The organism is Shewanella cutis (genome assembly GCF_022410515.1).
GTDB lineage: Bacteria > Pseudomonadota > Gammaproteobacteria > Enterobacterales > Shewanellaceae > Shewanella > Shewanella cutis.
On record NZ_JACSDI010000010.1, the window covers coordinates 87,165 to 100,048 of the forward strand.

At 44.9% G+C, this 12,884-nt stretch carries 10 protein-coding genes; 4 read left to right on the plus strand and 6 right to left on the minus strand.

Translation table 11 applies throughout. The features are described 5' to 3' along the window. Positions 1–421: 421 nt before the first annotated feature. Both H9J30_RS13980 and H9J30_RS13985 read right to left on the minus strand, forming a co-directional pair. Entirely contained in the window at positions 422–2,179 is a 1,758-nt protein-coding gene (locus tag H9J30_RS13980; RefSeq protein ID WP_240131549.1) for a SulP family inorganic anion transporter, read from the minus strand. A gap of 485 nt (positions 2,180–2,664) precedes the next feature. Further along, the gene (locus tag H9J30_RS13985) at positions 2,665–3,291 is read right to left on the minus strand and encodes a LysE family translocator (RefSeq protein ID WP_240131550.1); all 627 of its coding nucleotides are present in this window, start codon (positions 3,289–3,291) and stop codon (positions 2,665–2,667) included. Positions 3,292–3,383: 92 nt separating this feature from the next. Between H9J30_RS13985 and H9J30_RS13990 the strand changes: the two genes are divergently transcribed. Beyond that, the gene (locus H9J30_RS13990; protein WP_240131551.1) at positions 3,384–4,742 is read left to right on the plus strand and encodes an aminotransferase-like domain-containing protein; all 1,359 of its coding nucleotides are present in this window, start codon (positions 3,384–3,386) and stop codon (positions 4,740–4,742) included. A 146-nt stretch (positions 4,743–4,888) separates the two neighbouring features. Here the strand turns inward: H9J30_RS13990 and H9J30_RS13995 are convergent, their stop codons facing one another. Next, entirely contained in the window at positions 4,889–6,763 is a 1,875-nt protein-coding gene (locus tag H9J30_RS13995) for a choice-of-anchor I family protein (protein ID WP_240131552.1), read from the minus strand. A gap of 474 nt (positions 6,764–7,237) precedes the next feature. Between H9J30_RS13995 and H9J30_RS14000 the strand changes: the two genes are divergently transcribed. The 3 genes from H9J30_RS14000 to ilvN all read left to right on the plus strand — a co-directional run bounded on the left by H9J30_RS14000 (position 7,238) and on the right by ilvN (position 11,122). Then, a complete protein-coding gene (locus H9J30_RS14000) occupies positions 7,238–8,461 on the plus strand; it encodes a multidrug effflux MFS transporter (RefSeq protein ID WP_240131553.1) in 1,224 nt (407 codons plus the stop codon). Positions 8,462–8,909: 448 nt separating this feature from the next. Further along, positions 8,910–10,628 carry an acetolactate synthase 3 large subunit gene (locus H9J30_RS14005; RefSeq protein ID WP_240131554.1) on the plus strand — a complete coding sequence of 573 codons (1,719 nt, stop codon included), beginning with the start codon at positions 8,910–8,912 and terminating at the stop codon, positions 10,626–10,628. Next, the gene (gene ilvN, locus H9J30_RS14010; protein ID WP_011072288.1) at positions 10,628–11,122 is read left to right on the plus strand and encodes an acetolactate synthase small subunit; all 495 of its coding nucleotides are present in this window, start codon (positions 10,628–10,630) and stop codon (positions 11,120–11,122) included. The genes H9J30_RS14005 and ilvN overlap by 1 nt, the downstream gene beginning before the upstream one ends. A 101-nt stretch (positions 11,123–11,223) precedes the next feature. Here ilvN and H9J30_RS14015 read toward each other — a convergent pair whose 3' ends face one another. From H9J30_RS14015 to H9J30_RS14025, 3 genes are all read right to left on the minus strand, one after another. Next, positions 11,224–11,667, minus strand: coding sequence for an Hsp20 family protein (locus tag H9J30_RS14015; RefSeq protein WP_037430809.1), 444 nt, complete (start codon positions 11,665–11,667; stop codon positions 11,224–11,226). A gap of 303 nt (positions 11,668–11,970) precedes the next feature. Continuing rightward, entirely contained in the window at positions 11,971–12,402 is a 432-nt protein-coding gene (gene ndk / locus H9J30_RS14020; protein ID WP_011072285.1) for a nucleoside-diphosphate kinase, read from the minus strand. Between the two features lie 231 nt (positions 12,403–12,633). Next, on the minus strand, positions 12,634–12,801 hold the full coding sequence (locus tag H9J30_RS14025; RefSeq protein WP_011072284.1) for a hypothetical protein: 168 nt from the start codon (positions 12,799–12,801) through the stop codon (positions 12,634–12,636). Positions 12,802–12,884 lie beyond the last annotated feature (83 nt).

The following is a 12,884-nucleotide window of genomic DNA, read 5'->3' on the forward strand; positions in this document are numbered from 1 at the left end:
GGTAAAATGTTCACGTAAAGTAGGTGCCACTTCGATAAAGTAACTTAATCGTTTTTAACATTTAATGCTAAGTCTTCACGATGAATAACAGGGATAATGTACTTGGATAATACGGATATTATAATCATTGCGATGCTAATTGGTTTAATCCTGCTGCATTGCTTATTCGCAGCTAGGGTAATTAAGAGTCAAGTTAGCCTCAGCACCAACCAAAAATGCCTTTGGTGCCTTCTCAGTTTACTTTTAGGGCCCATCGGCTATTACGCCTACCATGGGTTGATCCCCTTAGATAAACTTCAAAATGACTGATTTATAAAAATTTAGTGGCGAGGCCATATAGCGTCGAGCTTAAATGTACTCTTTTTTTGAGCGGTAAAGCAAAAAGCGCGCACTTTACCGCGCTTTTTGCTGAAATGACATCCTATAAATGGCTATGTAATAACACATCATCCTCAGGCGCTTTTTTGATCACGGGCGCCTGTCCTTCTGCTAGTGCTTGTTTGTAGCTTTGATTCATTTTTAATGCAAGATATAAATCTGGTCGAATTAAGATACCGCCCTCGCCTGACTGCATCCCCGCCTGTTCAAACCAGCCGAGCATCTGCCTTTTGCGCCCCGCTAAGACTAAACGTATTCCTCGCTTCTTTAATAATTGATGCAGATCAGCAAGCATCGCCATCACACTTAAATCCAAGTGGGTAAAGCAAGGTACTGCATCGATAATGATACAGTCCACAGGATCTGGCTCACGGATAAACTTCTCCAATAACCGCCGTTTAAAGTAAGTAGCATTGAAGTAGGTTAAGGGCGAATTAAAACGATAGATAAATACCCCAGGCACAGATTTAGCCTTACCAGAATCATCCACACTACGAATAACACCTTTATGATCGAGCCCTAACACTTGATCCGTTGGACGCATTACGGTCGCTAAAAACTGGAATAACCCGAGCAATACTGCCAAGGTGATCCCAGGGATAACACCAATAAACAATACTGAGAACAATGTTGTACAAGCAAGTAAGAATGCCGAACGGTCCCTAACTCGCAAATTCCATAGCGCCTTTAAATCAATCAGCGAAATAGAGGCAATCACTAACACTACGCCGAGAGCTGAGCTGGGAATATATTTCAGTGGCGCAGTAAAAAACAGCGCAACAAGCGCAATTAATACCGCTGCAATAATCGATACAAGCTGACTTTTACCGCCGTTAGCATCGTTAACCGCAGTGCGTGAGTCAGCACCGCTAACCGCAAAACCTTGAGATAAAGCAGAAGCGATATTTGCAATACCTAATGCTCTAAATTCTTTATCTGCATCAATATCATAGCCATTCTTCGCTGCAAAGCTTCGTGCGGTGAGCATCATACTCACAAAGCTCACCATGGCAAGGTTAAGTGCGGGTACCACTAATTCACGTGCAATACCGAGATCGAAAACTGGCGCTTGAAACGAAGGTAACCCAGCACTCACCTCACCCACCACATTGATGTTAAAGCTGGTTAAGTTAAAGGCCCACACTAAAAATGCTGCCACCGCCATGGCGCACATTGATGCAGGCCACTGCGGGCGATAACGTTTTACCAAAGCATAGGTCAGCAAAGTCACTAACCCCATCAGTAGCGTCGGCCAATGGGTTTTGGTTAAATATGAAGGTGCGCCAGAAAGTCGCTCGATTAAATAGCGCTCATCGAAGGTAAAACCAAAAATTTTTGAAAACTGACCCACAATAATGGTAATGGCCACACCATTGAGTAACCCCATCAAAATCGGTTTAGAGAGAAAGTCCGCCAAAACGCCAAGACGGAAACGACTGGCGATCAAACACCAAAAGCCCGTCATCGCCGTCATGGTCATCACCAGTTGCCAGTGTTTCATACTGTCGCCAGCGGCAAGTGGAGTTACCACGGCCGCGATAACAGCACAGGTGGCAGCATCTGGTCCAACGATTAATTGTCTTGAGGTACCAAACAGTGCATACACTAACATGGGCAACACACAAGAATATAAGCCTACGGCAGCATTCACCCCGGTAAGTTGGGCATAGGCAATAGCCACAGGTAAGGCAACAGCTGCAACGGATAACCCCGCCCGCACATCATCCCTAAGCCATTGCTTCTCATATTGCAGCATTAGCGCTAAGCCGGGCATAAACGAGACTAAACTGGGAAACTTCACGCGGTAACCTCCATATACTTCCAAGTTAATTAGGGCGTGTTGACGTTTCAGGGTTATTTTTGCAGCAAGGCCAAGTCCGTGCAGTGTAGTTATTCTACATAAACGGACGATAACGCAGCAGAAACGCCAGCCAAATGCAGCCCGAAGGGTTCGTCTGGCAAGCCCTTGCTCTTACTTTCTGTCATAAGAGCCGCTCGTCATTTGAGTAGAATAACTACACATCATTCCTCGTTTCGCGAGCACGTGCTTGCCAGAACGAACAAAATCTAATCTCGAAACGTCAACACGCCCTAATAACTTGTTATGGTTAAATAACTCACCTTATCTAGATGTTATAACCACAAAATCCAGCATCTACCGATTGTTTAGGTATTAAGGCTGTTATCTAAAAAAGCCATCAATAATATGTTGGTTATGGCATAAAGCCAATCATTAAGCGAGCCAGTATCCCAGAATATTTAAGGTTTTAGTGCAATTAGCGTTGTTTACCGCAGGATCATTGGCAGCGAGACCAACAGTAAACCGCCCATAAACCAGTTAAAGTGGCGGCGACGTTTATCGGTATTCAACGTTTTGCTGATCGCAGCACCAACAAACACCCAAGTAAATGAGGCGGGAAAGCCCACCAAATTAAACACTAGCACACCCAATAAAGCACTTAGCCAAAACCCTTCGCCGCCCAAAGTAAAAGCGCTACAAAGGGTAATCGTCGACATCCATGACTTTGGATTTATCCACTGGAACAATGCTGCCTCCATTAAGCTCATCGGCTTACGCCCCTCATCTAAATGAGCCGCGTTCACCGGAGACGTGACCAAACGATAGGCAAGATGTAGCAAATACAACAATGCGGCATATTTAAGAATATGATGCAAATAAGGAAATACCTCGAATAAAGCGCCAAGGCCAAGTAAGACAGAAAGATGCAGTGAAGTTGAGCCCAAACGGATGCCCGCGATATGAGGTAGAGTTCGCATTACGCCAAAATGGGCGCCGGAGCTGGCAAGTAAAATATTATTTGGGCCGGGTGTCATGGTCATCGTTGCACAAAAGAATGCAGCAGAGGCCATTAACGTCCATAGCTTCGGATCATTGATAAGTTGGATATCCATACACACCTTATATTGTACGCATACAATTATTGACAACTGTTAATGCAATAAATAATATAGATTGAATGTTAGAGATCAATGGATTTATTGTCATGGGTACAATTTGGACACCTGATCTAGACGCTTTTGTGGGCCCCAAATATCAACGTCTTGTCAGTGCAATCGAACAGGGTATTTTGCAAAAAGAGCTTCCCCATGGCACTAAACTCCCGCCGCAGCGTCGGTTAGCTGATGCCCTTGGGGTGACGATTGGTACTGTCACACGAGCCTATGCCCTAGCGGAGCAACGCGGTTATGTGGAAGCGCGTATCGGTGATGGTACCTATGTCAACGCCTCTCCCGTGCCAGAGCTCAGTCATTTGCAGCTCAATATGGCGACTTGTCAGCAACCGTTGACGGATCAAATTAGTACGCTGAGTGATTGCCTAAGCCAACTGGCTAAGGATCCAACCAAGCTCAGCCAACTCCTTGGCTATCGCGCCAGCCCCTTAGATCAACATCAACAGATATTTCACCACTGGCTTTTACAACGCGGTATTGAACAGCAACCCGAGCAACTGATCTTTACCCATGGTGGGCAACAGGCCATTTTTGCCTGCCTTAACGCCTTTCTGACCAAAGGAGATGTGCTACTGCACGAACAATATTGTTATCCAGGGATTCGTATTTGTGCCAAACAGTTAGGGATCAATAGCATTGGCGTACCACTGACATCAGAAGGAGTCGATTTAGTCAGATTTGAAGCCTTAGTGCAGATCCATCGACCTAAGCTGATATATCTCACCCTAAATAATCAAAATCCGACTTGTATTCAATACAGTGAGCAGCAAAGACAACAACTGCTAGAGCTCGCACAGCAGTATCAATTTTATATTATCGAGGATGATGTCAACTACTGTCTCCCAGAGGAATGGCACTCTCCCCTTTGGCAATTAGCGCAGGCGCTTAATATCCAAAGGGTGATTTATATTTCGAGCCTGTCTAAGCTATTTTCCGGCGGGCTAAGACAAGGTTTTATCTTAGTACCAGAGCCACTTATCGCTGCGCTACGACTTGCAATTCATAGTCAATGCTGGATGGTATCGCCACTCAATGTGGAGCTGGCCTGTCAGTTAATTAAGCGTGGGCACATTACCGCTAATCGCGATGCGATTATTCGCGAGCGTCAACAGCAATGCATTGCCCTTGGGCAACGACTCGGATTAACACAACGCTGGCGAGGCTTAAATGGCTGGATACAGTTACCAGAAGACATTAAAGCCCATCATCTGGTGACCGCCTTAGCGGCTAAAGGTGTACTGATCCGCAATGGGGATGACTTTAACTGCCATGATAACTTTATCCGTTTAAGTTTAGGTGGCGCCGAAAACGATACCCAATTCCAGCTTGCGCTCGAATGCATCGAATCCACCTTTAACGCCCTCAAGCAAAACGCCTATTCGGTGGTTTAATGGCTAAAGATTGGTCCAGAGTTCAAATGCGAACAATAAAAACGCCAGCACAATGCGCTGGCGCTAATGTCAACATGATGAGTAAGATAAAACAGCGAAAACAAGATATCTATTTAAAATGGTTCAGCTGTTTCTCTTCGCTACAATTACTGCACTTTAATCTGATAGACACTCGTCGTGCCGCTGACTTCATTACCAATAATCAGCAAAGGCTGGCCATTAGGACTCTTCTCGGCACTTACAAACTTCATCCCTTCTGGCCCTAAATCCCCCGCCAAACTGGCATCCCCTTTCACTCCGCCAGTATCTGTATCTATGCTGAAATCCGCCTCAAAATCACGGTTTACCACATAATCCACAAAATGCACGTCAAAGGGATTGGTCACGTCGTAAATCATAAAACCAGAGGTACGTTCAAGCCCGATAAAGGCATAGAGTTTTTGACCAATTTTGCCTAGGGCTAAGGCTTCAGGCTCGGGTCCCTTATCGTCACTGCGGCTATCGCCTTTGTTTTCTTCATTGTTATTGTTGAAGTTATTGCCTAATAATGCTGCAGTGATCCGCTCAAAATCGCTACCACTGTCAAACACCTGTTGACCATCGGCCGTCCAGATTGAGAACGAACGTGCACCGAAGCTCACGATTTTGTCATAATCGCCGTCGTTATCGTCATCCCCCGTACTCTTAGTCACTTTAAGACGGGCTAATTGGGTCTTATCTTTTGCTGCGGCAAATTGAGGATGATTTGGGTCTAAGGTTAAATCAACTGCACGAGCTTCCTCAGAAAAACCAGCATAGTCACGGGAATCTCCTTCGTTTGCAGTGATAATAAAGTCAGTATTATTCCAACGGTAACTCGCGACGGTATCCGGTTGATACATACCATACACGCCCGCATAGGCCTGAAGGTTGACCATATCATCCTTATCACTGGCATCAATTTTATTCACATCAAGACCATAATCCTTCAGTCCTAAGGGTAAAATCTTCGCTACTTTGGCATTGGCGATATCAATCACCGCGATGGCATTGTTCTCCTGCAAGCTCACAAAGGCACGACTGTTATCGGGGCTGACACTGATATACTCAGGCTCTAAGTCCTGCGCGACAGTGGCCATAGGGCCATTGATTTTAATGTCCTTGGTGATTTCATTATAGCGAGCATTGCCCTGATTAAACTCGGTGAATGTCACTAGCGTCGCCGTCGCTTCGGGTTTACCATCCACAATGGCGATAATGGCCACACTGCCTTCAGGGTCGATACTATAGTCTTGATTTGGTTCGCCTTCGTTAGCAACGAGTACGGTTTTTCCATCAGGACTAAAAACGACGTTATCCGGTAATGCCCCCACTTCAACCGCATTGAGATACTGTGGCGTGTCATTGCCATTGAATTGATAGAAAGCCACATAGCCATTGGATTGCGTTTTATTCCCCGCAGCATCACCGCGCTCAATCGCCGCCGCTAACAAGTTGCCAGAAATACTGACACTGTTGACGCTCCCCATAAAGCTAAGGCCCACATCTTTAGCGACATCTAGCTCACCTAACTTATCAAGATTATTCAAGGCTAATTGTTCTGAGGCTTGAGTCGCGTTAACAAGTGAGCTGGCATCGAGCATATCGACTTTACCGCTAATCGCATTAACCACAAAAATACGCTTAGAGTCACTGTGGTATTCCACAATTTCTGCCGCACTAAGGCCGTAAATCCCAGTTTGATGACGACCAATAAGCTCAGCTTTTACGCCTGCAGACTGGGGCTGGCAGATAAATTGTGTTTGCGCGGTAATGATTTCTGCATCTTCCAATTGACCATTGCGATTTACATCAAGCCCAGTATCGATACGTTGACCGCCAGCAGGACAGTTGGTATCACCTATGGCTAAGGCAGTGACTTTCACTAAGGAATTTAAGCCGTTATCTCCTTGCTCACCATTAGCACCATCATCACCATTGCAGGCTCCGAGGAGTAAACTTGCCAGTATCGCACCAGCCAGTGGCCGTCGTGTTGTTTTCATTGCTTCATTCCTGAATAAGTTGTTATTAGGGCGTAAGTTAAAGCCCACTAAACTAATTCGTACTCAAGACGGTTAGATGACATTCAAATGACAGTAGAATGACAATTCCATCGAAAAGATAATCTATGGTGCTCATATAGTAACGTCAACCTTAGCGAACAGGGCGGCGACAGGCAGTTAATTTCTTTGGGTTACAATATAAGTGTAAAGATATCGTCATCAGGATTGGCTTATTTGCCAGAGCACTTTACTATGTGAGGGCTTCATCGCTTAGCACAACTAACAGTAGTTAATGACATCAATTTAGCTTCGCTCAACACTCATTTCTTCCCTATACTTCTTAAATTTACATGGCAAGATACGATGGGTTTTAGAGTTAAAATGAGTTGCCTACGTACCTGAATTGTCAGCCTAAAATTTTGTTTCGTGTGACATGACTATGTTAACCGCCTTCTTTCGCCACCCGAGGTAACAGTGGATCCACAACCGTCAAGCTATTCAATCAAACAAAGCAACATTCCCCATTTGGCCCTGCTCATCCCTATGCTCGCTGCCATTGTTGCAATCACCCCCTTGGCCATTGACATGTATTTGCCAGCTATGGCGACACTTACCCATAGTTTTAATACCGACATTACCCTAGTACAGCAATCCTTAAGTGTTTATTTGGGCGGCTATGCTCTCGGCATGCTCTGTTTTGGACCGCTTGCCGATCGCCTTGGCCGTCGCCCTATGGTAATAATGGGCCTCACCGGCTTCATGATGATCAGTTTTTTATTAGGTCTAGCCGAGCAGATAAATGTTTTTTTAGGCTTACGCTTTTTACAAGCCTTTATCGGCGCAGCAGCCACAGTAGTCGTGCCTGGGTATATTAAAGAGGTTTATGGGGAAAATACGGCTAAGGGTATGTCTTATGTAAGCCTTATCATGATGTTAGCTCCATTGCTAGCCCCAACTATTGGCAGCCTCATCCTCGAACTCGGTGACTGGCATTTGATTTTCTTTATTCAGTCGGCCTATGCGCTCTTATTGCTGTTATTAGTGACTATTCTGCTAAGAATGCCCAGTGATAAAGACCAGAGTTCCCGTAGCCAAAAATCCTTTTTAGGCGCTTATGCCACGGTATTTTCACGCCCCGGCGTCAAACTGAATATTGCCAGCGGTGTACTCACTTCCTTTGCCTTTTTTTGTTATTTAACTGCGTCCCCCTTTGTCTATATGGAAGTGTTTTCATTAGATAAGTCCTTATTTGCCCTACTCTTTAGTACCAATGTGGGCGCACTGATGCTGGCAAATATTATCAATACGCGAATTGTCGGTCGTTATGGTTCATTAAGAATGCTGCATGTCTCGACCTTTTTTGGAGCACTCGCTGCAGCTGGTTTACTTGGGGTTAATTTACTTGGGCTGAGTTACCATTTTACCGTACTAATGCTTATTCCGCTGATGGGAAGCCTTGGGATTATGTCGGTCAATGCCGATGCGATAGTTTTAATGAAATTCAAGCAGGAAACGGGCACTGCAACCGCCGTAATTGGCACCTTAAGATTCGGCTTTGGCGCCTTAGCAGGGCCATTACTGGCAGTGTTTTACAATGGCACCGCTGTCCCCTTCTCGGCCTTGATGCTCACGGCGGTGTTACTGGTAGGAGTCTGCCAATTTAATCGGCCAATCCACCAAGCCAAGCCGAAACATTGATTTGTCGATTGCTTGATGCAATTGTTTTAATTCGAATCCCGCAGGCTGCAGATATTTACTGTTCACAATTTCAGTACTTTCTAATTAAATGGCACTTAAGTGCCATTTATCATAAAAATCTACATATCATATTGTTATTAAAGATATAAAAATACACACCCACAAAACAACCTGTCTGTTCGATAGCAATTTTTAGCCGCTAAACATGAAATTGTTTCAAGTTAGTTATTTTTTACAGAAAACCCTTGAAATGTGTTCTTTTTTGAATATGATGAAATTCTGTTCATTGCAACAGCTGCTGCATCCCAAAGGATGAGTGCTTGAAATCGGTGATTTTAAGCCAAGCAATCGGAGTCTGAATTACCCTTCAGGCTTATTTTTAGAGCGATTACCGTCGCTGTAACAAGATACTGTTTACCGTAACGGTACTATGCAATAGGAGTTTCACATGGAGAAGTTATCCGGCGCCAGCATGATTGTGCGTTCCCTTATTGATGAAGGTGTAAAGCACATTTTTGGTTATCCTGGCGGCTCAGTGTTAGATATCTACGACGCCCTGCACCTTATCCCCGGTATTGAACACATTCTGGTTCGCCACGAACAAGCCGCTGTGCATATGGCCGATGGCTATGCCCGCGCCACGGGTAAAGTGGGCGTAGTGCTTGTAACCTCTGGTCCTGGGGCAACCAATGCGATTACCGGTATCGCTACCGCTTATATGGATTCAATTCCGCTTGTGGTGTTATCAGGCCAAGTACCTAGCAACCTAATCGGTAATGATGCTTTCCAAGAGTGCGATATGATTGGGATTTCGCGCCCCGTCGTCAAACACAGTTTTTTAGTTCAAGATCCTACACAAATTCCTGAGATCATTAAAAAAGCCTTTTATATCGCTTCAACCGGTCGTCCCGGACCTGTCGTGGTTGATTTACCGAAAGATTGCTTAAATCCGGCATTACTGCACGATTACATTTACCCAGAGAGCATTAAAATGCGCTCCTATAATCCAACGACAACGGGCCATAAAGGTCAAATACGCCGTGGATTGCAAGCATTGTTAACCGCAAAGAAACCCGTGCTGTATGTGGGCGGCGGCGCGATTATCTCAGGATGTGAAAAACAAATCTTAACGCTGGCAGAAAAGTTAAATATTCCCGTTGTCAGCACCTTAATGGGCCTAGGCGCTTTTCCTGGCACTCACCAACATAGCTTAGGCATGCTGGGGATGCACGGCCGTTACGAAGCCAACATGGCGATGCATAACTGCGATCTTATCTTCGGGATTGGCGTGCGTTTCGATGACAGAACCACCAACAACATCGAAAAATACTGCCCTAATGCCACCATTTTACATATCGATATCGACCCCTCATCGATTTCAAAAACCGTACGAGTGGATATCCCGATCGTCGGCTCGGCCGATATTGTATTAGACAGCATGTTAGCCCTGCTTGAAGAATCGAAGGAGAGCAACGATAGCGATGCACTCAACCAATGGTGGCAAGAGATCACTGTGTGGCGTAACCGCAACTGCTTGGCATACGATAAGGAAAGTCATCGGATCAAGCCACAGCAAGTGATTGAAACTCTTTATAAACTCACTAATGGTGAGGCTTATGTCGCCTCGGATGTGGGCCAGCATCAGATGTTTGCCGCACTGTATTATCCCTTTGATAAACCTCGCCGCTGGATAAACTCAGGTGGCCTTGGCACCATGGGCTTTGGCTTACCCGCCGCCATGGGGGTCAAAATGGCGATGCCGGATGAAACCGTCGTCTGCGTAACCGGTGATGGTTCGATTCAGATGAATATTCAAGAGCTTTCAACCGCTCTGCAATACGATACGCCGGTTAAAATTATTAACTTAAACAACCGGTTCCTTGGCATGGTGAAACAGTGGCAGGATATGATCTACTCTGGTCGCCATTCCCATTCCTATATGGATTCGGTACCTAATTTTGCAAAAATTGCCGAAGCCTATGGCCATGTTGGCATGACGATTAGCGATCCCGCTGAGCTTGAATCTAAGATGGCCGAAGCCCTCGCCATGAAAGACAGATTGGTATTTATCGACATTATGGTGGATGAGACTGAGCACGTTTATCCGATGCTTATCCGCGGCGGCGCGATGAATGAAATGTGGTTAAGCAAAACGGAGAAATGCTAATGCGTCGAATTATATCTGTATTACTTGAAAACCAGTCCGGCGCCCTATCCCGTGTTGTCGGCCTATTTTCCCAGCGCGGTTACAACATTGAAAGTTTAACCGTGGCACCGACTGACGATAATACCTTGTCACGTCTTAATATCTCACTGGTTGCCGATGAGAAAGTTCTTGAGCAAATCGAAAAACAACTGCACAAGTTAGTCGATGTGCTTAAGGTGTCGAATGTCACCGAGTCAGCTTATATTGAGCGAGAACTGGCACTGGTTAAAGTCCGTGCCCAAGGGGAGCTTAGGGAAGAAATTAAGCGCACCGCCGATATCTTCCGTGGGCAGATTGTCGATGTCACCGCTAATCTCTACACCATTCAATTGGTGGGCACGACCGAAAAGCTTGATGCCTTTATTCATTCGATGGGTGAAGTGACCAAAGTGGTTGAAGTATCACGCTCTGGTGTAGTAGGTCTGGCCCGCGGTGAAAAAGCGATGAAAGCTTAAAGAGCTTATATAAAGATAACGTTTAGAAAACATCTCAAATTCGAGCGGGACAGAGATAACAATAAGGGGAGCATTAAGCTCCCCTTGTTTATCAGCACAGATTAGGATTGACTATCTAATAAGCGCGATGTGGTGATTTCAATCTTGCGTGGTTTTAATGCTTCAGGAATTTCACGCACTAAATCAATATTCAATAAACCATTCTCTAAGCTGGCACCCAATACAGTCACATAATCAGCCAGTTGGAAGGTGCGCTCAAAACCGCGCTCAGCAATTCCTTGGTAGAGGTATTTACGCTCAGTTTGGCTTTCTGCTTTATTACCTTTAACCAGTAATTTTTCGCCTTCGCTACTGATCTCAAGCTCTTCCATTGAGAACCCGGCCACGGCCATAGTAATGCGATAACGATTTTCGCCAAGGAGTTCAATGTTGTATGGAGGATAACCTGAGTTGCCATTATTTGCAGCGGCATGTTCCGCCATCTGGGCTAAACGATCAAAACCAATGGCACTACGGTAAAGAGGAGTTAAATCATAAGTACGCATATTCATATCCTTGTCTTAAGCAATATGGGAAATTAGCGGACAATCGTCACAAACATACGTGATATGTCTCGCCGAAGTTAAGTTCTGTCCTTGCGGCACAGAATTAATCAAGGATCCTCATCGAGCGATCCTGTAGTAGATATAAGGATAGCAAAACGGATTTCAAGGGAAAAAATGAAAAACTTTAAAAATGAAATAAAAATAGTGTCTTATCAAAAAATTGCCACATTAATGACACACTGCATAAATCTTAGCCAATAAAAAAGGAGCCATAAGGCTCCCTTCTTCGGTCTCGCACTCAGATTAACGAGTACGTGGACACAGTTCTTCCGCACTGAAGAAGTAAGCAATTTCACGTTCTGCAGATGCTAAAGAGTCAGAACCGTGAGCAGCGTTTTCGTCGATGCTTTGAGCGAAATCGGCACGGATAGTACCAGGAGCAGCTTGAGCTGGGTTAGTCGCACCTAAAATTTCACGGTGAGCTAAAACAGCGTTTTCGCCTTCTAATACTTGAACCATGATTGGGCCAGAGGTCATGAAAGCAACCAGAGCGCCGAAGAAGCCACGCTCGCTATGCTCAGCATAGAAACCTTCAGCTTGTTCTTTAGTCAGGTGTAACATTTTAGCTGCAACGATCTTCAGACCAGCAGTTTCAAAACGGTTGTAGATTGCACCGATGTGGTTTTTAGCAACAGCATCAGGCTTAATGATAGAAAATGTGCGTTCGATCGCCATAACAAGCTTCCTTTGTCAGCAAGTTTGAAAAAATTCGCGCGGATTATACGAAATTTAAAAGGTAAATCCTATCTTTAAAGCACATAAGTCTGAGATATTGCGCACGTTGGCTGGATTTGTAACCAGATTGATCACACAAAAAAACGCCAGTCGGATTTTATGGCGACAGGCGATTGTTAACAACGATATATCTCAAGGGCTTAGTGTACCGATACACGTAGTCAAATTAAGTTACTTTCTATTTTTTACCCAAATTCCTGCCCATGCTATTAAAGCAACCAAAATAATCGCAGGCGCTAAATCGAGCAAATGATGGAATAAACCGACGCCGCCATGACCAGGATGAGCCCATGCCAACGCGGGTAACAGTGTGAATAACATAGCAAACAAAAGTTTCATGAGAACATCCTTGCGTTGCGAAATAACATTAAGCGGTTAATAACTTAACCGATAAATAACAAGGTACGTTATTCAATAATAAT

What these genes read in the sequence shown, in the direction of transcription:
- H9J30_RS14005 (WP_240131554.1), top strand. Translation starts at nt 8,910, where the DNA reads ATGGAGAAGTTATCCGGCGCCAGCATGATTGTGCGTTCCCTTATTGAT.
- ndk (WP_011072285.1), bottom strand. Translation starts at nt 12,402, where the DNA reads ATGGCGATCGAACGCACATTTTCTATCATTAAGCCTGATGCTGTTGCT.
- H9J30_RS14025 (WP_011072284.1), bottom strand. Translation starts at nt 12,801, where the DNA reads ATGAAACTTTTGTTTGCTATGTTATTCACACTGTTACCCGCGTTGGCA.
- H9J30_RS14015 (WP_037430809.1), bottom strand. Translation starts at nt 11,667, where the DNA reads ATGCGTACTTATGATTTAACTCCTCTTTACCGTAGTGCCATTGGTTTT.
- H9J30_RS13990 (WP_240131551.1), top strand. Translation starts at nt 3,384, where the DNA reads ATGGGTACAATTTGGACACCTGATCTAGACGCTTTTGTGGGCCCCAAA.
- H9J30_RS13985 (WP_240131550.1), bottom strand. Translation starts at nt 3,291, where the DNA reads ATGGATATCCAACTTATCAATGATCCGAAGCTATGGACGTTAATGGCC.
- ilvN (WP_011072288.1), top strand. Translation starts at nt 10,628, where the DNA reads ATGCGTCGAATTATATCTGTATTACTTGAAAACCAGTCCGGCGCCCTA.
- H9J30_RS13995 (WP_240131552.1), bottom strand. Translation starts at nt 6,763, where the DNA reads ATGAAAACAACACGACGGCCACTGGCTGGTGCGATACTGGCAAGTTTA.